Genomic DNA, 20,457 nt, shown 5'->3' on the forward strand with positions numbered 1-20,457 from the left:
GGCTTTACCGCCCGGGTCCTTAGTATACTCCGGGGCTGATGCTTCAATCTCGTGGCCACCATGTCCGCTCTTCGCAATACGCTGATCCTGATCCTCCTGGCCGTCCTGATCTCCGGCTGCGGCGCCATGCGCCAGGACCCCACGCGGGACTGGTCCGCCAGCCAGCTCTATGAAGAGGCCAAGGCCGCGCTGGAACGGGGCAATTTTGACCAGGCCGTGGAGTATTACGAAACCCTGGAGGCCCGCTTCCCCTTCGGCCGCCACGCTCAGCAGGGGCAACTGGAGATCGCCTACGCCTACTACAAGGCCCAGGAGCCGGAGATGGCCATCGCCGCCATCGATCGCTTTCTGCAGATGAACCCTCGCCACCCCCATGCGGATTACGCCTACTATTTGCGTGGCCTCACCAATTACGAGCGGGACCAGAGTTTTCTGAATCGCTGGATCCCTCAGGATCAGGCCCGCCGCGACGCCGCGCCGCTGCGCACGGCCTTCCAGGACTTTGGCACTCTGGTGCAGTATTTCCCCGACAGTCGCTACGCTCAGGATTCTCGGGAGCGCATGGTGCGTCTGCGCAATCTGCTGGCGGCCCATGAGATGCACGTGGCCGACTTCTACATGCGCCGAGGCGCCTGGGTGGCGGCCGCCCAGCGGGGGCGTTACGTTCTGGAGCATTATGACGGCTCAGCGTCCGTGCCTGACGCCCTGGAGGTCATGGTGAGGGCCTATCGGGAGCTGGACATGGATGATCTGGCTGAGGATGCCCTGCGGGTGCTGAGGCAGAATTTCCCGGACAGAGCCGACGAACTGGCGGCCCTGCCGCACCGGATCACTGCACCGGCTTGACGCCGTGCACCCGCCCGATCATCGCACAGGCACGAGGAGACAACCGGGATGTGGGATTTCTTTCAGACCGTCAGGCACCGTCACTCCATCCGCAGCTACCAGCCGGACATGCCGGTGGAGCCGGAAAAGCTGCATGCCATCCTGGAGACCGCCGTCACAGGGCCATCCGCAGGGGATCTGCAGTCCTACCGGATCATCTGTATCGAGGATGCCGCGCTGCGCCAGTCGTTGGTGGGCGCCGCCCATGATCAGGCCTTCATCGCCCAGGCGCCCGTATGCCTGGTGTTCTGCACGGATGCGGCCCGGGCGGAGCAGCAGTACGGTGAGCGGGGGCGGGATCTGTTCGCGCTGCAGGATGCCACCATCGCTGCCGCGTATGCGCAACTGGCTGTCGTGGCGGCCGGCATGGGCTCCACCTGGGTGGGCTTTTTCGACGAGGATGCGGTGATCCGGGCACTGGATCTTGAGCCGGGCCTGCGTCCGGTGGCGCTGATGTGCGTGGGGTATCCGGCGGAGATCCCGGAGGCCTCCCATCGGCGGCGTCTTGATGAGGTGGTCACCTACCGGTAGCCGGCCAAGAAAGGGGACAGTCCCCTCTGTCCCGGCCCCTTACCGTCGGAGGTTTCCTTGGCCGGGGGCTTTGTGACCGGTCCGAGCCGGGGGGCAGTGTTGTCCGCGGGACGCCGTGAATACGTCCCTGTAGGCTTGACCACCGCATCCATGCGGTGAACACCCGCCGACAACACTGCCCCCCGGCTCGCACCTGCATCGGGGTGGGGACCGTTCCTTCCTTCTTGCTGCTTCCTTACTGCTTCCCTCTTGCTCGATTGCCCCCCTTAGAGGGCGTCGCTGTTCTCTTCACCCGTACGGATGCGGATGGCGCGTTCCATGTCGGTGACGAAGATCTTGCCATCGCCGATCTTGCCGGTGCGGGCGGCCTTGATGATGGCATCCACGCAGGCATCCACCAGACCGTCGTCGACGCCGATCTCGAGCTTGACCTTGGGGATGAAGTCCACCACGTATTCGGCACCACGGTAGAGTTCAGTGTGGCCCTTCTGACGTCCGAAGCCCTTCACTTCCGTGGCGGTGAGCCCGGTGACGCCGATTTCCATGAGGGCTTCGCGCACGTCTTCGAGTTTGAAAGGCTTGATGATGGCTTCGATCTTTTTCATGGGTTCCGGATTCCGTTTGAGCCGCAGGATGCGCGGCGCGGTCAGGATGAAATGTATAGACGATTATCTTAACAGCCTGCCATAGCCCGATGTAATGGGATAGCGCCGATCCTTGCCGAAGGCCCGCGGCGTGACCCGCACGCCCGGCGGGGCCTGGCGGCGCTTGTACTCGTTGCGCAGGACCAGACCGATCACCCGTCGTACCACGGTCTCGTCATAGCCGGCATCGACAATGCGGGAGAAGGATTCATCCCGTTCCACAAAGCGTTCCAGGATGGCGTCCAGGATCTCGTACGGCGGCAGGCTGTCCTCGTCCCGTTGATCCGGCGCCAGTTCCGCCGAGGGGGGGCGTTCGATGACCCGTTCCGGGATGGCAGGCCCCCGCTGGTTGCGGTAGCGAGACAGGCGATACACCCAGAGCTTGCCCAGATCCTTCAGGGGTGCAAAGCCGCCGGCCATGTCCCCGTAGAGGGTGGCGTAGCCCACGGCCATTTCGCTCTTGTTGCCGGTGGTGAGCAGCATGCGCCCGGTCTTGTTGGAGAAGGCCATCAGGATGGTTCCCCGACAACGGGCCTGGATGTTTTCCTCGGTGGTGTCGGCAGCCAGGCCGGCGAAGGCGTCGGACAGGCTTCCCATGAAGGCCTCCACCATGGGCGCGATGGGGATCTCCCGAAAGCGCACGCCCAGTAACTTTGCCTGGGCTGATGCGTCCTCCCGGCTCATGCTGGCGGTGTAGTGGTAGGGCATCATGATGGCCTCCACCGCATCCGGCCCCAGGGCGTCCACGGCGATGCACAGAGTCAGGGCGGAGTCGATCCCGCCGGAGAGACCCAGCACGGCCCCCTTGAAGCCATTCTTGTTGACGTAGTCCCGCACTCCCAGCACCAGGGCGTCGTAGAGGCTGGCCTCGGCCGGTTGCGGCGGCGCCATGACTCCACCGGAAAACCGCACACTCTCGGCATCGTGCTGCACCTCCAGCAGATACAGCCCTTCCTGCCAGGGGGGCGCGCACAGGCGCAGTGAGCCGTCGGCATCCACGGCCATGGAATGACCGTCGAATACCAGCTCGTCCTGCCCGCCCACCAGGTTCACGTAGGCGATGGGCAACCCGGTTTCGGCCACCCGCGCGCGCAGCACCTCCAGGCGCTCCTGGTGTTTGTCCCGATGAAAGGGCGAGGCATTGATATTGAGGATGAGCCTCGCACCGGCTTCCCGGGCCCGGCGAGCCGGTTCCGGTTGCCAGATGTCCTCGCAGACCGTGATGCCCATGGGCAGCCCACCCACTTCCACGACGCAGGCTTGGTCACCGGGGCAGAAGTAACGTTTTTCGTCAAAAACACTGTAATTGGGAAGGATCTGCTTGTGATAGCGGGCGTGTACTTTCCCATCACGCAGCCACACCGCAGTGTTGCACAGGCCACAGGCATCTCGCAGGGGCGCCCCGAGCAGGATGTCGATACCCCGCACCTGGTCAGCCACCTCTTCCAGGGCCTGGGTGACGCGGTCCAGCAGGCTGCCGCGCATGAGCAGGTCTTCTGGCGGATAGCCGGTAAGGGCCAGTTCGGGAAACAGGACCAACTGCGCGCCATGGCGATCACGGGCCTGGCTGGCGGCATGAATGATCCGCTCGGCGTTGCCTTCCACGTCGCCCACCATGAGGTTCACCTGGGCCAGGGCGATCTTCAGCGTCTGAGTCATGGAGTCAGTGCAATCTCGAAAAGGATACGGGCCCGAAGCCATCGCCAGGAATCATCGCGCAGCCTCGGGCCCGGGTCATGCGGAAATGGGAGTGGCTCAGCCCAGCAAGTCCTTGAGGCGTGCGCCCATGTCGGCAGGAGAGTGAACCACAGCCACCCCGGCCTCCTCCAGGGCGGCGAATTTCTGGTCGGCCGTGCCCTTGCCCCCTGAGATGATGGCTCCGGCATGGCCCATGCGCCGCCCCGGCGGAGCCGTCACGCCGGCGATGTAGGCCACCACGGGCTTGCTGACATGTTCCCGGATATAGGTGGCAGCCTCTTCCTCGGCGGTACCGCCGATCTCGCCCACCATGATGATGCCCTCGGTCTGCGGGTCCTGCTGGAACAGTTCCAGGCAGTCAACGAAGTTCATGCCATGGATGGGATCACCGCCGATGCCCACGCAGGTGCTCTGCCCCAGGCCGGCGTCGGTGGTCTGCTTCACGGCCTCGTAGGTGAGGGTGCCGGACCGGGAAACAACGCCCACCTTGCCAGGCACGTGGATATGACCCGGCATGATGCCGATCTTGCAGGCGCCGGGGGTGATCACGCCCGGGCAGTTGGGGCCGATGAGTCGTGCCGAACTGCCCGCCAGGGCCGCTCGTACCCGCAGCATGTCCAGCACCGGGATGCCCTCGGTGATACAGACGATGACCTGGATGCCGGCATCGGCCGCTTCCAGGATGGCATCGGCCGCGAAGGCAGCCGGTACGTAGATCATGGTGGCCTCGGCACCCGCCTCCTGGACCGCGTCATGCACGGTGTCGAATACAGGCAGGTCCAGGTGGGTCTGGCCACCCTTGCCGGGAGTGACGCCACCCACCATGCGGGTTCCATAGGCGATGGCCTGCTCTGAATGGAAGGTGCCCTGCCTGCCGGTGAAGCCCTGGCAGATGACGCGGGTGTTCTTGTCGATCAGGATGCTCATGAAAAGTCCGTGTCCGCCCTTGTTGATCTGGCTGATTCTATGGGGATGGCGTGATGGGGTCAGGCCTCGGAGGCCGCCTTGACCACCTGCTGGGCGCCCTCGGTCAGGCTGGGTGCGGTAATGATGTTGAAACCGCTGTCCGCCAGGAGCTGGCGGCCCTGTTCCACGTTGGTACCCTCAAGTCGCACCACCACCGGGACAGTGATATGCACTTCCTTGACCGCCGCGATGATCCCCTCGGCGATCAGGTCGCAACGCACGATGCCGCCGAAGATATTAACGAACACCGCCTTCACGGCATCATCGGACAGGATCAGCTTGAAGGCCTCTGCCACCCGAGCCGCGGTGGTGCCGCCTCCCACGTCCAGGAAGTTGGCGGGCTCGCCCCCATGAAGCTTGATGAGGTCCATGGTGGCCATGGCCAGGCCGGCGCCATTCACCATGCAGCCGATATTGCCATCCAGGCGCACGTAGTTCAGTTCATGTTCCCGGGCCTGGGCCTCGCGCGCCTCTTCCTGGGAGATATCGCGCATGTCTGCCAGTGCCGGGCGGCGATACAGGGCGTTGTCATCAATGTTCACCTTGCCGTCCAGGGCGATGAGCTCGCCGCTGCCGGTCACCACCAGGGGGTTGATCTCCACCAGACTGGCGTCACTATCGACGAAGAGCTCATACAGTCGGCTGAGCAGCTTCACGAAGGCCCCCACCTGCTTGCCTTCCAGGCCCAGGGCGAAAGCCGCCCGACGCCCCTGGTAGGGCATGATGCCGGCGGCCGGATCGACAAACTGCGTGAGCAGTTTTTCAGGGGTTTTCTCGGCCACCTCCTCGATATCCATCCCCCCGGAAGCGGACACCATCACGGCCACCCGCCGGGTGCCGCGATCCACCAGCAAGCTCACATAGAGTTCCCGCTGGATGTCGGTGAGGGATTCCATGAGCAGGGTGTTGACCGGAAGGCCCTCGGGACCGGTCTGGTGGGTCACCAGGGTGGTGCCCAGCAGGTCCGACACCGCAGCCAGCAACTCGGCGCGGCCACGCACCCGCCTGACCCCGCCGGCCTTGCCCCGGCCGCCCGCGTGCACCTGGGCCTTGACCACCCAGGCGTCGCCGCCCAGTTGCTCCATGGCCTCGTCCACATCCTCGGGACGCTGAATGGAAACCCCCTCGGGCACGGGGATCTGGTGTTCTCTGAACAGGGTCTTGGCCTGGAATTCGTGAAGGTTCATGGATCCTGATTATCAAAGGGGATGAATTTCGCCGGCAGGCTGCCCGATATCAAGGGCCAGGCCCGCAATGGCTGATCACATACTCACTGCCGACGCCTTTTATGTAGTACCTTTTTATACACCACTCAAACCCGAATCACCGCTCCCATGAACATCCTGTTCCTGATCGCTGCCTTCGTACTGGTCTTTATGGTGGTCCGACTGCTGCTCAAAACCCCGGACGTGAAACGACCCAAGCACCCACAGCAGGTGAGTTCCAGCCACATGCTGCGTTGCGAGTACTGTGGCCTGCACGTCCCGGAGAACGAAGCGGTCAAGGAAGGCCCGCGGGCCTTTTGCTCCAACGAGCACCGGGAACTGGCATTGGCTCAAGAGTCTACACGAGAATGACACTCGCCGCGGCATGAGCCCATCCGCACCGCCAGCCCCGATTGACGGGGCATGAAGCGCTCAGGCCTGCCCCCTACCGGCTGGACACGGCGCCCGATGGACGATGTCTGGCGGGCGCTCCGCCTGTTCAGCCTGTATCGCTTCTTCATTGCCGGGATGCTGCTGGCCCTGGTGGTGCTGGGCACCGGCCCCGAAACCCTGGGGCAGTCCCACCCCCGGCTGTTTCTGGTGTGCGCGTCCGTCTATCTGGTACTGAGCTTCGGGTTCGGCACGGCGGCTCGCCTTTTCACCCCATCCGCAGAGACTCAGGTCTACAGCCAGGCCGTCACCGACACCCTGTGCATCACCCTGCTCATGTATGCCAGCGGCGGCGTGACCAGTGGCCTGGGCATGCTGACCATTCCGGCCATGGCCGGCTTGAGCATCCTGGCGCCGGGGCGCCCGGCACTGTTCTTTGCGGCGCTGGGTTCCATCGCCCTGTTGCTGGCGCAGATTCACGGCTATCTGTTCGACCCCACCCGGGACGCAGCCCTGACCCAGACGGGCCTGCTGGGTGCAGCACTGTTCGCCACGGCACTGCTGGGGCTGGTGTTGTCCCGGCGGGTGCGGGAGAGCGAGGCGCGGGCGGAGCGTCACAGCGTGGACCTGGCCAACATGGCCGAGCTCAATGCCCACATCATCGAGCGCATGCAATCGGGCGTCATCGTCGTCAACGACACCGGCCACGTGCACTTGATCAACGAGGCAGCCTGGGGGCTGCTGGGCAACCCCAGCGCCGACAATCCCAGCGATCTGGGGCAGATATCGCCGCAGATCGAGGCCGCCCTGCAACAGTGGCTGGCAAAGCCGGGCATTCAGGGCCATCAAACCCTGGAGGCCGGGGCCTACGGACCCGAGTTACGGGTGCGATTCACGCGCCTGGGGGTGGACCGTGCCGTGGGGACCCTGATCTTCCTGGAGGACATCGCTGAACTGCACCGACAGATGCAGGCTATCAAGCTGGCCTCCCTGGGGCGCCTGACCGCCAGCATTGCCCACGAGATCCGCAACCCCCTGGGGGCCATCAGTCACGCCGCTCAGCTGTTGGGGGAGTCGGAATCCCTGGACAAGGCAGACCGCCGCCTGGCGGGCATCATCCAGGATCAGAGCCAGCGCATGAACGCGCTGATCCAGAATATCCTCGGCCTGTCCCGGCAGGCCTCGCCCCGGGGTGAGTCCCTGCTCCTCAAACCCTGGCTTGAGCAGTTCACGGAGGAGTTCCGGCGGCATTACAATCTCGAACCGGCGCAGTTGCAGGTGGCCATCCGTCCCGATGACGCCCGTGGGCGTTTCGACCCGGAGCAGCTTCACCAGGTCCTGTGGAATCTGTGCGTGAACGCCCTGCGCTATGGGACCCGTGCTGGAGAGCCGCCGCGCATCCGCATCCAGGGCGGCACCCAGGACATATCCCGACAACCGGTGGTGGATGTCATCGATGAGGGCCAGGGAGTGAAGCCGGGGATCGCGCGTCAGCTCTTCGAGCCATTCGTCACCTCGGGCAACCAGGGCACCGGACTCGGGCTGTACATCGCGCGGGAGCTGTGCGAGAACAATGGAGGCGGGTTGGAATACCTGCCCCTGCCCACCGGTGGCAGCTGCTTTCGCATACGATTCCCCATACCCGAACACACCGCCGCCCAACCGGCCCCTTGAGCCACAGCTGAACACGACCCCATGGGCATCCAGCACGTACTGATCATCGACGACGAGCCGGACATCCGGGAGCTCCTGGAGATCACTCTGGGCCGTATGAAACTGCACACCCACTCTGCTGCCTCGGTGCGGGAGGCCAAGGCCCTCCTGGAGAGCGAGGCCTTTGATCTGTGCCTCACCGACATGCGTCTGCCCGACGGTGATGGCATCGAACTGGTGGAACATATCCAGGCCTACCACCCCTGCCTGCCGGTGGCGGTGATCACGGCCTATGGCAGCATGGACACGGCCGTGCAGGCACTCAAGTCCGGGGCCTTCGACTTCGTCTCCAAACCCGTGGACCTGACCACCCTGCGGGACCTGGTGAGCAGCGCCCTCAAACTTTCGGCACCATCCACAACGCCCCCCCTTGACCGGACTCAGGACACGGCTCAGGACGACGACCACCTGCTGGGCGACGCCCCGGCCATGCGCAAGCTCAAGGGCACCATCGCCAAACTGGCTCGCAGCCAGGCCCCGGTCTACATCCTGGGGGAGTCGGGCAGTGGCAAGGAACGGGTGGCCCAGGAGATCCACCGGCTGGGCCCCCGGGCGGAGCGGCCCTTTGTACCCGTGAACTGTGGCGCCATCCCCGCCGAGCTCATGGAGAGCGAATTCTTCGGGCACATGAAGGGCAGTTTCACCGGGGCGGTCACCGACAAGCAGGGCCTTTTCCAGGCCGCCCAGGGGGGCACCCTGTTCCTGGACGAGGTGGCGGAACTGCCGTTGCACATGCAGGTAAAGCTGCTGCGTGCCATTCAGGAACGAGCCATCAAACCGGTGGGGGCGGCCCGGGAGATCTCCGTGGACGTCAGGATTCTCTCGGCCTCCCACAAGAACCTGGCCAACGAGGTGGAGGGCGGCCGCTTCCGCCAGGACCTTTACTACCGGCTCAACGTCATCGAACTCAAGGTCCCCAGCCTGCGCGAAAGGCTTGAAGATCTGCCGCGACTGGCCGATTACATCCTTGGGCGGCTGGCCGAGCGCTGGGGCGAGCCGCCCAGGCGCCTGAGCGAGACAGCCGCGAGCCAGTTGGCGGGCTATCACTATCCGGGCAACGTGCGGGAACTGGAAAACATCCTTGAGCGGGCCGCCACCTTGTGCGACGGGGCGGTCATCGAGGCTGAAGATCTGCAACTCCCCCGGGGGGCAGAATCACCGAACCCGGGCCAGCACGCGTCCAGGCTGTCTCTGGAAGAGCGCCTGGCCCACGAGGAGCGACAGGTCATCCAGGAGGCACTGGAGGCCGCAAGCGGTGATCGCCAGCAAGCGGCGCAGAGGCTGGGTCTGAGCCCCCGGCAACTGGGTTTTCGGCTGCGGCGACTGGGGCTTGAGAGCCCCTGACATCCCGAAGAGGTCTGCCGTGAAATGACGTCAACGAGGAATGCCCATATACTTCTGATGGATCAAGACAGTTCCACAGGCGGCGCAGGACTTGAGCCTGACGCCCTTAACCCCGAGACTAAACCCTCGCAACCCTCTGCCTGAACGGTCGCCCATGTCCACACCTGCCAGTTCCATCCCCCTGAGCGGCCTCGCCCGAAGACTTGTCCAGGATGGCCAGCTCAATGAGGCAGACGCCAACCGGGCCCTTGAGCAGTCGCGCAAGAAGCGCGTGCCACTGGTGGCCTACCTGGTGGACGAGAAGCTGGTGGAAGCCCGCAGCCTGGCACAATCCGCCTGCGAGGAGTTTGGCACCCCGGTATTCGATCTGGACACCCTGGACCGGGATCATCTGCCCAAGAACCTGATGGACGAAAAGCTGGTCCGCCAGCACCAGGCCCTGCCCCTGTACAGGCGTGGCAATCGCCTGTTCGTGGGCCTGGCCGACCCCATGAACCTCACCGCCCTGGACGAGATCAAGTTCAATACCGGTATCGCCACCGAGCCGGTGCTGGTGGAGCAGGACAAGCTGGTCAAGCTGATCGAGGATGCCCTCAACGATTCCGGGGCCATGATGGAAGGCCTCATGGACGAGGATCTGGACGATCTGCAGATCAAGGGGGACGACGAGGACCGGGGCCAGGACGTCTCGGAAAGCGATATCGACGACACCCCCGTGGTGCGCTTCGTCAACAAGGTGTTGCTGGATGCCATCAACAAGAAGGCCTCGGACATCCACTTCGAGCCCTACGAGAAGAACTTTCGCGTGCGCTTTCGCCTGGACGGGGTGCTCTCTGAGGTGGCTCACCCACCCTCCAACCTGGCCCCCCGCATCACCGCCCGCATCAAGGTCATGTCCCGCATGGACATCTCCGAACGCCGCATCCCCCAGGACGGCCGCATCAAGATGCAGCTCTCCAAGAACCGGGCCATCGACTTTCGGGTGAACACCTGCCCTACGCTGTACGGGGAAAAGGTGGTCCTGCGTATCCTGGATCCCACCAGCGCCTTTCTGGGTATTGACCAACTGGGCTATGAGCCGCACCAGAAAGACCTCTACATGAATGCCCTGAGCAAGCCCTATGGCATGATCCTGGTCACTGGCCCCACCGGCTCCGGCAAGACCGTGTCCCTGTATACGGGCCTGGGCATTCTCAACACGGCGGACCGCAACATCTCGACCGCCGAGGACCCGGCCGAGATCAACATGCCCGGAGTGAACCAGGTGAACGTGAACCCCAAGGTGGGTCTCACCTTCGCCAGCGCCCTGCGGGCCTTTTTGCGGCAGGATCCAGACATCATCATGGTGGGCGAGATCCGCGACCTGGAAACCGCCGAGATCGCCATCAAGGCGGCCCAGACGGGCCACCTGGTGCTCTCCACCCTGCACACCAACGATGCCCCCCAGACCCTCACCCGACTGGCCAACATGGGGGTACCTTCCTACAACATCGCCTCCTCCATCCTGCTGATCATCGCCCAGCGACTGGGGCGTCGCCTGTGCAATCATTGCAAGACCCCCCACGATGTGCCCGACGAAGTGCTGCTGGAGGAGGGTTTCACGGAGCAGGAAGTCAAGGAGGGCATCAAGCTGTTCAAGCCGGTGGGATGCGACCGCTGCACACTGGGTTACAAGGGGCGCGTGGGGATCTACCAGGTGCTACCCATCTCCGAAGGGATGCAGCGACTGATCCTGGAGGGGGGCAACTCCATGCAACTCGCGGAGCAGGCCGAGCAGGAAGGCATTGCGGATCTGCGTCGTTCGGGGCTGCTCAAGGTCAAGGCCGGCATCACCAGCCTTGAAGAAATCAACCGTATCACCAAGGATTAAGCCATGGCCGAGACAATGACCGTGTTTGTCTGGGAAGGCGTGGACAAGAAGGGAGCCCGGGTCAAGGGAGAGACCACGGCCGCCAACGAGAACCTGGCCAAGGCGGATCTGCGCCGCCAGGGCATCAACCCCCTCAAGGTCCGCAAGAAACCCAAGCCCCTGTTTGGTGGCAAGAAGAAGATCACGCCCAAGGATATCGCCGTGTTCCTGCGGCAGATGTCCACCATGATGAGCGCTGGCGTGCCCCTGGTGCAGGCCTTCGAGATCGTCGGGCGGGGCCATGAAAACCCCTCCATGCAGGAACTCATCCTGCGCATCAAGTCGGATGTTGAAGGCGGTTCCACCTTCGCCAGCGCCCTGGCCAAGCATCCACTCTACTTCGACGACCTGGTGGTCAACCTGGTGGGGGCCGGCGAGCAATCAGGGGCCCTGGAAACCCTGCTGGATCGCATCGCCACCTACAAGGAGAAGACCGAGTCCCTCAAGGCCAAGATCAAGAAGGCCATGTTCTACCCGGCGGCGGTCATCGTGGTGGCCTTCATCGTCACCGCCATCCTGCTGATCTTCGTGGTGCCCCAGTTCCAGGACCTGTTCCAGGGCTTTGGCGCCGACCTGCCCGTGTTCACCCAGTTCGTGATCGGCATTTCCGATTTCTTCCAGAGCTACTGGTGGGCCATTTTCGGCGGGATCGGTCTGGCGGTGTTCGCCTTCACCCAGGGCAAACGCCGATCTCCCGGCTTCCGGCGCCAACTGGATCTGTGGTCCTTGAGGGTCCCGGTGGTGGGTGAACTGCTGCGCAAGGCCTCCATCGCCCGCTTTGCCCGCACCCTGTCCACCATGTTTTCCGCCGGGGTACCGCTGGTGGAGGCCATGCAGTCGGTGGCCGGGGCCACCGGCAATGCTTTGTACTACGAGGCCACCATGCGCATGCGGGACGAAACCGCCGGGGGCACGCAACTGCAGCAGGCCATGCGCAACACCGGGGTATTCCCCAACATGGTGGTGCAGATGGTGGCCATCGGCGAGGAATCCGGGTCTCTGGACGAGATGCTGGGCAAGGTGGCAGATTTTTATGAGGAAGAGGTGGACAACATGGTCGATGGCCTCTCCAGCCTCATGGAGCCCATGATCATGGCCTTCCTGGGCATCGTGGTGGGTGGCCTGGTCATCGCCATGTATCTGCCCATCTTCCAGCTGGGAGCAGTGGTGTGATCGACCTCATGGCAAGTACCCCCTGGCTGCTGCTCACCGTGACCGGGCTGTTCAGCCTGCTCATCGGCAGCTTCCTCAACGTGGTGATCCACCGGCTGCCCATCATCATGGAACGTCAGTGGCAGAGCGAGGCCCGTGCCTGGCTGCAAACCCAGGGACAACACCCGGGAGGCGAAGCCGAGGTGGCCGGCCCCTACAACCTGGTGGTTCCCCGATCCGGCTGCCCCCACTGCGGCCACCGCATCAAGGCCCTGGAGAACATCCCGGTGCTGAGCTACCTGTTCCTGCGGGGGCGCTGCTCGGCCTGTGGTGCCCGCATCTCCCCCCAGTACCCGCTGGTGGAGGCGGCCACGGCGGTGCTGTCCATGCTGGTGGTGTGGCACTTCGGATTCACCTGGGCCGCTGGCGCCGCCCTGCTGTTCACCTGGGCCCTGATCGCCCTGGCGGTGATCGACCTGCGCACCACACTGCTGCCGGACATGATCACCCTGCCCGTGCTGTGGCTGGGCCTGATCGTCAACCTGCCCGGCCTGTTCACGGATGCCACCAGCAGCGTCATCGGCGCCATTGCCGGCTATCTCAGCCTGTGGCTGGTGTACCATGCCTTCCGGCTGCTCACCGGCAAGGAAGGCATGGGCTACGGGGACTTCAAGCTCTTCGCCCTGATCGGGGCCTGGCTGGGCTGGCAGGTCCTGCCACTGGTCATTCTGCTCTCTTCCCTGGTGGGCGCGGTGGTGGGCATTGCCCTGATCCTGGCCCGGGGACGCGACCGCGACATCCCCATCCCCTTCGGCCCCTACCTGGCCGCCGCCGGCTTCATCGCCCTGCTCTGGGGAGACGCCATCATCGGGGCCTATCTGCAGGCCCTTGTCTGATGCTGACCGTTGGCCTGACCGGTGGCATCGGCAGCGGAAAGTCCACGGTGGGGCGCCTGTTTCAGGAGCGTGGCGCCGCGCTCATCGACTCGGACGTGGTGGCCCGCCAGGTGGTGGAACCCGGCAGCGAGGGTCTCGAGCGCCTTCGCGAGGCCTTCGGCGAAACCATTCTGGATGCCCAAGGCCATCTGGACCGGTCCGCCATGCGGGAAGTGATCTTTCAGAACAGCCAAGCCCGTCACAGATTGGAGTCTTTGTTACACCCTATGATCTGGGCTGAGATAGACCGCCAGAAATCAGAAACTAACGCCCCTTACTGCATGCTGGTTATCCCGTTGCTGGTGGAGTCGGGCTCGCAGGAGCGGGTGGATCGTGTGCTGGTGGTGGACTGTCCCGAGGACATGCAACGCTCCCGGGCCAGCGCACGGGATGGGGTATCCCCACAGCAGATTCAGGCAATCCTCGATGCGCAGGCCACCCGAGCCCAGCGTCTGGCCGCCGCCGACGACGTGATCGACAACAGCGGCGCCACCGAGGCCATTGCGACCCGGGTGGATGAGCTGCATCGGCAGTATCTGGACCTGGCCGACGCCCGCTGAGACAAGGCGGATCCACTGCGGCCAATAGCGCCAGCCCCACAATTCAGAGGTGATGACATGTTTGTGAATTTCGGCCGTAAAGCGGAAAATAACGAGTATGTGGTTCACAATCCGCCGTCGGTCGCACCTGTGAAGGGATCCGTCATCTACGAACAGCCTCTCCACGAGCGCATGCGCCTGTTCATGCGCCTGGAAGTGTTGATGCACCGTTTCTGGCACAGCCTGCAGCACGACGGTGGCCCCGATACCCATAATGCCCTGCTCACCCTGATCGAGTTACTCAACCTGACCAACCGGGTGGATCTCAAGCGGGAACTCATGAAGGAGCTGGAGCGCCAGACCACCAACCTGAGCCGGCTCAGGGAAGATCCCGGCGTGGACCAGCGACGCCTGCAGGCGGTGATTGATCAACAGCGCAAGCTGATCGAGAACATTCACACCATCAGCGGTCAGCTGGATCAGCAGGTGAAGGGCAACGACTTTTTCAACAGTGTGCGCCAACGGGTCTCCATCCCCGGTGGCACCTGTGACTTCGACCTGCCCGCCTACCATTTCTGGCTCATGCGACCGGTTTCCGAGCGACGCAAGCTGCTGGAAGAGTGGGCCCGCCCCTTCGACGACATTCACGAGGCCGTGGGGCTGATCCTGCAACTCATCCGTAATGCCGGCGCGCCGCGGGAACTGACCGCTAGCAAGGGCTTCTTTGAGCAGACCCTGGACACCAGTCAACCCTGGCAGATCATCCGTATCGTCCTGCCCCAGAACGCGCCCTTCTACCCGGAGATCAGCGCAGGTCGACAGCGCTTCAATGTGCGCTTCCTGCAGCCGGGAGACATGCGTGAAAGGGCGCCACAATGTCAGGGGGATATCCGGTTCTCACTGACTTGCTGCGCCTTGTAGCCACCGCGTGAAATGAAAGCGGTTGAGGTCGCCCCTGCCGCGCTACATGCCTCGCACCGGGCGTTCGAGCAGCACCGGCACCCGCGCCTCGTAAGCCTGACCCTGGTAGGCGAACCGCACCTGAGCCACCCAGTCCAGTCGACCCGACATGCACAGGGGCAGGGCCGACGGGGCACGCCATACGCCATCGACCCCCTCCCCGAAGGCAAACCGGTTCACGCCCATGTCCATGCCAGGCATGATGTAGGACACCTCCAGTGGCTCCACCGGACCTTGCGCTTCCAGTATCAGGTCAAAATCCTCCAGGGGCGGGATGGTGTCCGGACCACGAATGACCAGGCGCATTCCATCCAGCTCCACGGTGCAGCCGGCACGATTCAGCTCGCAGCCCTCGGGCACCTCCAGCATCACCCGGTCCCCTGCGCCGGGGTCCAGCATCGGGCGCAACCAGGTTTCGCTGCCCCAGATACTCAGGCCAAGTACCAGCAGGATCACCGGCAGAACCTGCCACGGACGGGGGTTGCGAAGGCTCATGAACATGCACTCCTATTCGGATGAACAACCGGGCCATACCCCACGGATGCCGGCCACCCCCTGACCTCCATGGGCACGGGCAAGAGGGATATCCTCGGGGGTCATGCCTCCCAGGGCGTACGCCGGACAGACCGCCTCGTCGACCAGGGCCTGGAAACCCGACCAGCTCAGCGGCTCGGCTGAGGGGTGTGTGCGTGTGGGCGCAACCGGGGAGACCACCACGAAATCACAGCCCGCCCGACGGGCCATCGCCATGGAGGCAACATCATGTACCGAGGCCGCCACGAGAAAGCCGGAGGGTACACCGGACGGAAGCCCCTGCCAGCCGCACAAGCGCCGATGGTTGAGATGGACGCCATCTGCCCCCAGGTCACGGGCGAGTTCGGGGTCGGCATTGAGCATCAGTCGAACCCCTTGCCGCCGGCACAGGGCCAGGGCATCACGGGCCAGCGAGCCATAGGCCCCGGCATCCAGTTGGGGGGCACGCAGTTGCACCAGGCTCACGGCAGGATCCCCCAGGCTGCACTCCAGATGGACCCGCAACTGCTCCGGGTCCCAGTGATCCGGGGTGATGAGATACCGATCCGGTAGGGAGAGGGCCCGGATGATGGGACGGTTGGCCTCGGGGAAGTCCCGGGTATCAAGGGCCTCCACGAGCACCCACTCCAGGGGCTGACCTTCCAGCCCTCCAGGCGTGCCCTGAAAATCGGTCACCCGGACCACGTCCAGATGGACCCTCAGGTCCGGGTAATCATGGGTGAGACTGATCAAGGGCTCGTGGCTCAGGGGTGTGATGCCCAGCTCTTCCCGAAGCTCCCGGGTCAAGGCCTGATCCAGCGACTCCCCCGGCTCACGCTTGCCTCCCGGAAACTCCCAGCGCCCTCCCTGATGGACACCCTGCGGGCGGCGGGCGATCAGGCACCGACCCTGGTCGTCCATGACGACGGCCACCACCACCGGCAGGGCAGAACAATCATTACGGGTGCCCATGACCGCCCTCCCCGGGCTCAGGAGCGGTATTCTGCGTTGATGCGCACGTAGTCGTAGGAGAAGTCACAGGTGTACACCTCGGCCTGCTCATGCCCTCTTCCACCCAGGTCAATGGTCATCATGATCTCCGCCTGATCCATGACCCGCTGACCGGCCTGCTCGGTGTACTCCGGTGCCCGCCCGCCATCCACCACGATGCGTACATCGCCCAGGTGGATGGTCACCGCATCCACGTCCAGCTCCGGAAGACCGGCACGGCCCACGGCAGCCAGAATGCGTCCCCAGTTGGGGTCGGAGGCGAACAGGGCCGTTTTCACCAACGGTGATTGGGCCACGGTCATGCCCACGGCGCGGGCCTCCCGGGCATCCCGGGCCCCGGTCACCCGCACGGTGACGAACTTGGTGGCGCCCTCCCCGTCCCTGACGATGGCCTGGGCCAGGTAACGGCACACGCGCAGCAGGGCCGCCTCGAAGGCGTCCCGGTCCCCGGGGCTTTCCACCGCCACGCCCGAAGCCCCGGTGGCGGCCAGCACGCAGGCATCGTTGGTGGAGGTATCGCCGTCCACGGTGATGACATTGAAACTCTGATCGGCGCAGCGCCCCAGCATGGTCTGCAACAGGCCGGATTCCACCCGCGCATCGCTGGCCACATAGGCCAGCATGGTGGCCATGTCCGGATGGACCATCCCGGAGCCCTTGGCAATCCCGGTGAGGGTCACCGTGCCGCCGGAGAGTTCCACCTGCTCGCTGATGCCCTTGCCCACCGTATCGGTGGTCATGATGGCGCGCATGGCAGCCATCCAGCCCTGTGGGTTCAGGCCCTGGATGGCCATCGACAAGGCGCCGGTGATGCGCTCCACGGGCAGGGGTTCGCCAATCACGCCGGTGGAAAAAGGCAACACCCGCTCGGGCTGGGTGTGCCCCACTTCGGCCACGGCGGCACAGCAGGCCAGCGCCGCGCGCATGCCCGGCTGCCCTGTTCCCGCATTGGCATTGCCGGCGTTGATCAGCAGATAGCGCGGAGCCTCCCGGGCCAGATGATCCCGCGCCACATGCACCGGCGCGGCGCAGAAGGCGTTCCGGGTGAAGACAGCGGCACACGCGCTCCCGGGCGCCAGTTCCATCAGCACAAGATCGTCGCGGTCCTTGTAGCGGATGCCTGCCGCCACGGCGCACAGGCGCACGCCGGGCACGGGCAACAGATGATCGGGTTCAGAGAGGTGAACAGCCACGGCTCAACCCAGCTTACCGTGGCAATGCTTGTACTTCTTGCCGGAACCGCACCAGCAGGGATCGTTGCGCCCCAGCTTGGGCTCTTCCCGACGGTATGGCTGTTCCTGCGCTTCTTCCCCCTGATCCGCCTTGCCCGCCTGGGCACCCGAACCCACGGGCTGGGGCGCGCCGCCTTGCCCACCACGCGCCTCGTCACCCTCACTCAAGGGGCTACCGGGCTGGGCATGCTGGAATTGCATCTTCGAGGGCTTGGTGGTGCGCGTCTGTTCTTCCAGGGCCGCCACGTCCTCGGGAGAGCGCACCTGCAGCCGCATGAGCATGGACACCACGTCGTGCTTGATGCGATCCAGCAGGGATTCGAACATGGCAAAGGCTTCTTTCTTGTACTCCTGCTTGGGGTTGCGCTGGGCGTAGCCGCGCAGGCCGATGCTCTGGCGCATGTAGTCCATGGCGGCCAGATGCTCCTTCCAGTGGCTGTCCAGCACCTGAAGCATCACGTCCTTTTCGATCCGGCGCATCATGTCCGGCCCCACCAGTTCGCCCTTGGCCTTGAGTGCCTGCTGGAATTCCTCGCGCAGGCGCTCACGCAGGGTTTCCTCATGGAGATCATCGTCCTTTTCCAGCCAGTCGGCGATATCCAGCTTCATGCCAAAATCGCTCTCCAGGGCCTGGGTCAGGCCCGGAACATCCCACTGCTCCTCGATGGAACCCGGGGGGATGTACTGACTCACGGTCTGGTCAAGCACATCATTGAGCACGGGCTCGATGGTGTCGGAAATATCCTCCGAGTCCAGCAGCTCCCGTCGCTGCTCGTAGACCACGCGACGCTGGTCGTTGGCCACGTCGTCGTATTCCAGCAGGTTCTTGCGGATGTCGAAGTTATGCCCTTCCACCTTGCGCTGGGCATTCTCGATGGCCTTGGTGACCCAGGCGTTCTCGATGGCCTCGCCTTCCTGCATGCCCAGGCGCTGCATCACGGCCTTGACCCGGTCGGAGGCGAAGATGCGCATCAGGTTGTCTTCCAGGGACAGGAAGAAGCGGCTTGAGCCCGGATCGCCCTGACGACCGGCGCGACCACGCAACTGGTTGTCGATACGGCGGGATTCGTGGCGCTCGGAACCGATGATGTGCAGGCCGCCGGCATCCAGGACGGCCTCGTGACGCTTTTCCCAATCGCTCTTGATCTTCTTCACCTGCTCTGGATCCGGGTTCTCCCCCAGGGTCTCCAGCTCGGCATCCAGGCTGCCCCCCAGCACGATGTCGGTGCCGCGACCGGCCATGTTGGTGGCAATGGTCAGCGCGCCGGGACGACCTGCCTGAGCGATGATGTGGGCTTCGCGCTCGTGCTGCTTGGCGTTGAGCACCTCGTGGTGGATCTTTTCCTGGTTGAGCAGCTTGGCCAGGGCCTCGGAGGCCTCCACCGACGCGGTTCCCACCAGAACGGGCTGCTTGCGTTCCCTGCAGTCCTTGATCTCTTCGATGATGGCCTTGTACTTCTCCTGCTGGGTCATGTAGACCAGGTCCTGCATGTCATTGCGCACCATGGGGCGGTTGGTGGGGATCACCACCACCTCCAGGGCATAGATATGCTGGAACTCGTAGGCCTCGGTATCCGCCGTACCGGTCATGCCGGAGAGCTTGTCGTAGAGGCGGAAGAAATTCTGGAAGGTGATGGACGCCAGCGTCTGGTTCTCGTTCTGGATCGGCACCCCTTCCTTGGCCTCCACGGCCTGGTGCAGGCCATCGGACCAGCGCCGACCGGTCATCACGCGACCGGTGAACTCATCGATGATGAGCACCTTGTTGTCCCGCACCAGGTACTGCACGTCCCGCTGGAACAGGGCATGGGCCCGCAGGGCGGCGTTCAGGTGATGCAGCACCGGGATGCTGGCAGCATCGAACAGGGTCTGGCCTTCCTTGAGCAGGCCTGCTTCCAGCAGCAGCTGCTCGGCCCTCTCCTGACCATCCTCTGATAGGAAGACCTGCTTTGCCTTCTCGTCCACCACATAATCGCCCTCGGACTCCTCATCCTCCTGGGGAACGAGCTTGGGGACGATGTCCTTCATCCGTGTGTAGAGCTCGGAGTTTTCACTGGTGGGCCCGGAGATGATCAGCGGCGTGCGGGCCTCGTCGATGAGGATGGAGTCCACCTCGTCGACGATGGCGTAGGCCAGATCCCGCTGCACCCGATCCTCTGCGCGAAAAGCCATGTTGTCGCGCAGATAGTCGAAACCGTATTCGTTGTTCGTGCCGTAGGTGATATCGGCCGCATAGGCCTCACGGCGGGTCACCGGACGCAGGTGCAGGGGTGCTTCGCCGTCACCGGGGAAATCCGGATCGAAAAGGTAGGAAGCGCTGTCCACACCCTTGCCGCCGGAGGCGTTGATCACACCCACGGACAAGCCCAGGTTGTGATAGAGGCGCCCCATCCAGGCCGCGTCCCGGCGGGCCAGGTAATCGTTCACGGTGATCACATGCACGCCCTTGGCGGGCAGGGCGTTGAGGTAGGCCGACAGGGTGGCCACCAGGGTCTTGCCCTCACCAGTGCGCATCTCGGCGATGCGACCGTCATTGAGCACCATGCCACCGATGAGCTGCACATCGAAGTGGCGCATCTCCATGAATCGCCGGCCTGCCTCGCGCACCACGGCGAAGGCCTCGGGCATGAGGTCTTCCAGGGCTTCATCCTTGGCCAGACGATCACGGAATTCCCGGGTCTTGGCCTTGAGGGCCTCGTCGGAGAGGGCCTTGACCTCCTCCTCCCGTTCGTTGACGCGCTCCACCACCTTGGAATAGCGCTTGACGAGGCGGTCGTTACGACTGCCGAAGATCTTTCTTACGAGGGTTGTGACCATGAAGGTTTCGCGC

Annotated in this window: 18 protein-coding genes; 10 read left to right on the forward strand and 8 right to left on the reverse strand. The window is 64.2% G+C overall.

Annotated features, from left to right (window positions below; genetic code table 11):
- Positions 1-60: 60 nt before the first annotated feature.
- A complete protein-coding gene (locus tag LPW30_RS03175) occupies positions 61-846 on the forward strand; it encodes an outer membrane protein assembly factor BamD (protein WP_029762229.1) in 786 nt (261 codons plus the stop codon).
- A gap of 48 nt (positions 847-894) precedes the next feature.
- A complete protein-coding gene (locus LPW30_RS03180; protein ID WP_238623676.1) occupies positions 895-1,416 on the forward strand; it encodes a nitroreductase family protein in 522 nt (173 codons plus the stop codon).
- Positions 1,417-1,682: 266 nt separating this feature from the next.
- On the opposite strand, the gene LPW30_RS03185 is transcribed toward LPW30_RS03180, so the two are convergent.
- The 4 genes from LPW30_RS03185 to sucC form a co-directional block, all read right to left on the reverse strand.
- The gene (locus LPW30_RS03185; RefSeq protein WP_025280632.1) at positions 1,683-2,021 is read right to left on the reverse strand and encodes a P-II family nitrogen regulator; all 339 of its coding nucleotides are present in this window, start codon (positions 2,019-2,021) and stop codon (positions 1,683-1,685) included.
- Between the two features lie 63 nt (positions 2,022-2,084).
- Positions 2,085-3,719, reverse strand: a complete 1,635-nt coding sequence (locus LPW30_RS03190; RefSeq protein ID WP_238623677.1) for an NAD+ synthase — start codon at positions 3,717-3,719, stop codon at positions 2,085-2,087.
- Between the two features lie 96 nt (positions 3,720-3,815).
- Positions 3,816-4,685 carry a succinate--CoA ligase subunit alpha gene (gene sucD / locus LPW30_RS03195; protein ID WP_238623678.1) on the reverse strand — a complete coding sequence of 290 codons (870 nt, stop codon included), beginning with the start codon at positions 4,683-4,685 and terminating at the stop codon, positions 3,816-3,818.
- A gap of 59 nt (positions 4,686-4,744) precedes the next feature.
- The gene (gene sucC / locus LPW30_RS03200) at positions 4,745-5,911 is read right to left on the reverse strand and encodes an ADP-forming succinate--CoA ligase subunit beta (protein ID WP_025280630.1); all 1,167 of its coding nucleotides are present in this window, start codon (positions 5,909-5,911) and stop codon (positions 4,745-4,747) included.
- Positions 5,912-6,058: 147 nt separating this feature from the next.
- Between sucC and LPW30_RS03205 the strand changes: the two genes are divergently transcribed.
- The 8 genes from LPW30_RS03205 to zapD all read left to right on the forward strand — a co-directional run bounded on the left by LPW30_RS03205 (position 6,059) and on the right by zapD (position 14,832).
- Positions 6,059-6,301: a PP0621 family protein gene (locus LPW30_RS03205; protein ID WP_025280629.1), complete on the forward strand. Its 243-nt coding sequence runs from the start codon at positions 6,059-6,061 to the stop codon at positions 6,299-6,301.
- A 51-nt stretch (positions 6,302-6,352) separates the two neighbouring features.
- The gene (locus LPW30_RS03210; RefSeq protein ID WP_025280628.1) at positions 6,353-7,993 is read left to right on the forward strand and encodes a two-component system sensor histidine kinase NtrB; all 1,641 of its coding nucleotides are present in this window, start codon (positions 6,353-6,355) and stop codon (positions 7,991-7,993) included.
- Between the two features lie 21 nt (positions 7,994-8,014).
- A complete protein-coding gene (locus LPW30_RS03215) occupies positions 8,015-9,376 on the forward strand; it encodes a sigma-54-dependent transcriptional regulator (protein WP_238623679.1) in 1,362 nt (453 codons plus the stop codon).
- 154 nt (positions 9,377-9,530) lie between these two features.
- The gene (gene pilB / locus LPW30_RS03220) at positions 9,531-11,246 is read left to right on the forward strand and encodes a type IV-A pilus assembly ATPase PilB (RefSeq protein ID WP_238623680.1); all 1,716 of its coding nucleotides are present in this window, start codon (positions 9,531-9,533) and stop codon (positions 11,244-11,246) included.
- Positions 11,247-11,249: 3 nt separating this feature from the next.
- Positions 11,250-12,458 (forward strand): type II secretion system F family protein, encoded by a 1,209-nt coding sequence (locus LPW30_RS03225; protein WP_239680064.1) that lies wholly within the window; start codon positions 11,250-11,252, stop codon positions 12,456-12,458.
- A gap of 8 nt (positions 12,459-12,466) precedes the next feature.
- The gene (locus LPW30_RS03230; RefSeq protein WP_029762227.1) at positions 12,467-13,333 is read left to right on the forward strand and encodes a prepilin peptidase; all 867 of its coding nucleotides are present in this window, start codon (positions 12,467-12,469) and stop codon (positions 13,331-13,333) included.
- Positions 13,333-13,932 carry a dephospho-CoA kinase gene (gene coaE / locus LPW30_RS03235; RefSeq protein WP_239680065.1) on the forward strand — a complete coding sequence of 200 codons (600 nt, stop codon included), beginning with the start codon at positions 13,333-13,335 and terminating at the stop codon, positions 13,930-13,932. The genes LPW30_RS03230 and coaE overlap by 1 nt, the downstream gene beginning before the upstream one ends.
- A 57-nt stretch (positions 13,933-13,989) precedes the next feature.
- The gene (gene zapD / locus LPW30_RS03240) at positions 13,990-14,832 is read left to right on the forward strand and encodes a cell division protein ZapD (protein ID WP_025280622.1); all 843 of its coding nucleotides are present in this window, start codon (positions 13,990-13,992) and stop codon (positions 14,830-14,832) included.
- A gap of 42 nt (positions 14,833-14,874) precedes the next feature.
- Here the strand turns inward: zapD and LPW30_RS03245 are convergent, their stop codons facing one another.
- Genes LPW30_RS03245 through secA form a run of 4 tightly spaced genes read right to left on the reverse strand, consistent with a single transcriptional unit; the run spans position 14,875 to position 20,444 of the window.
- Positions 14,875-15,366 carry a hypothetical protein gene (locus tag LPW30_RS03245; RefSeq protein ID WP_239680066.1) on the reverse strand — a complete coding sequence of 164 codons (492 nt, stop codon included), beginning with the start codon at positions 15,364-15,366 and terminating at the stop codon, positions 14,875-14,877.
- Between the two features lie 12 nt (positions 15,367-15,378).
- Positions 15,379-16,356, reverse strand: coding sequence for a Nudix family hydrolase (locus tag LPW30_RS03250; RefSeq protein ID WP_239680067.1), 978 nt, complete (start codon positions 16,354-16,356; stop codon positions 15,379-15,381).
- 17 nt (positions 16,357-16,373) lie between these two features.
- Positions 16,374-17,588, reverse strand: coding sequence for a bifunctional glutamate N-acetyltransferase/amino-acid acetyltransferase ArgJ (gene argJ / locus LPW30_RS03255; RefSeq protein ID WP_239680068.1), 1,215 nt, complete (start codon positions 17,586-17,588; stop codon positions 16,374-16,376).
- 3 nt (positions 17,589-17,591) lie between these two features.
- On the reverse strand, positions 17,592-20,444 hold the full coding sequence (gene secA / locus LPW30_RS03260) for a preprotein translocase subunit SecA (RefSeq protein ID WP_239680069.1): 2,853 nt from the start codon (positions 20,442-20,444) through the stop codon (positions 17,592-17,594).
- Between the last annotated feature and the right edge of the window lie 13 nt (positions 20,445-20,457).

Source organism: Ectothiorhodospira variabilis, from assembly GCF_022227625.1.
GTDB classification, from domain to species: domain Bacteria; phylum Pseudomonadota; class Gammaproteobacteria; order Ectothiorhodospirales; family Ectothiorhodospiraceae; genus Ectothiorhodospira; species Ectothiorhodospira haloalkaliphila.

Bases quoted from the DNA above. Each gene is read 5' to 3' on its own strand.
- LPW30_RS03175 (WP_029762229.1), top strand. From the start codon at position 61: ATGTCCGCTCTTCGCAATACGCTGATCCTGATCCTCCTGGCCGTCCTG.
- LPW30_RS03180 (WP_238623676.1), top strand. From the start codon at position 895: ATGTGGGATTTCTTTCAGACCGTCAGGCACCGTCACTCCATCCGCAGC.
- LPW30_RS03185 (WP_025280632.1), bottom strand. From the start codon at position 2,021: ATGAAAAAGATCGAAGCCATCATCAAGCCTTTCAAACTCGAAGACGTG.
- LPW30_RS03190 (WP_238623677.1), bottom strand. From the start codon at position 3,719: ATGACTCAGACGCTGAAGATCGCCCTGGCCCAGGTGAACCTCATGGTG.
- sucD (WP_238623678.1), bottom strand. From the start codon at position 4,685: ATGAGCATCCTGATCGACAAGAACACCCGCGTCATCTGCCAGGGCTTC.
- sucC (WP_025280630.1), bottom strand. From the start codon at position 5,911: ATGAACCTTCACGAATTCCAGGCCAAGACCCTGTTCAGAGAACACCAG.
- LPW30_RS03205 (WP_025280629.1), top strand. From the start codon at position 6,059: ATGAACATCCTGTTCCTGATCGCTGCCTTCGTACTGGTCTTTATGGTG.
- LPW30_RS03210 (WP_025280628.1), top strand. From the start codon at position 6,353: ATGAAGCGCTCAGGCCTGCCCCCTACCGGCTGGACACGGCGCCCGATG.
- LPW30_RS03215 (WP_238623679.1), top strand. From the start codon at position 8,015: ATGGGCATCCAGCACGTACTGATCATCGACGACGAGCCGGACATCCGG.
- pilB (WP_238623680.1), top strand. From the start codon at position 9,531: ATGTCCACACCTGCCAGTTCCATCCCCCTGAGCGGCCTCGCCCGAAGA.
- LPW30_RS03225 (WP_239680064.1), top strand. From the start codon at position 11,250: ATGGCCGAGACAATGACCGTGTTTGTCTGGGAAGGCGTGGACAAGAAG.
- LPW30_RS03230 (WP_029762227.1), top strand. From the start codon at position 12,467: ATGGCAAGTACCCCCTGGCTGCTGCTCACCGTGACCGGGCTGTTCAGC.
- coaE (WP_239680065.1), top strand. From the start codon at position 13,333: ATGCTGACCGTTGGCCTGACCGGTGGCATCGGCAGCGGAAAGTCCACG.
- zapD (WP_025280622.1), top strand. From the start codon at position 13,990: ATGTTTGTGAATTTCGGCCGTAAAGCGGAAAATAACGAGTATGTGGTT.
- LPW30_RS03245 (WP_239680066.1), bottom strand. From the start codon at position 15,366: ATGAGCCTTCGCAACCCCCGTCCGTGGCAGGTTCTGCCGGTGATCCTG.
- LPW30_RS03250 (WP_239680067.1), bottom strand. From the start codon at position 16,356: ATGGGCACCCGTAATGATTGTTCTGCCCTGCCGGTGGTGGTGGCCGTC.
- secA (WP_239680069.1), bottom strand. From the start codon at position 20,444: ATGGTCACAACCCTCGTAAGAAAGATCTTCGGCAGTCGTAACGACCGC.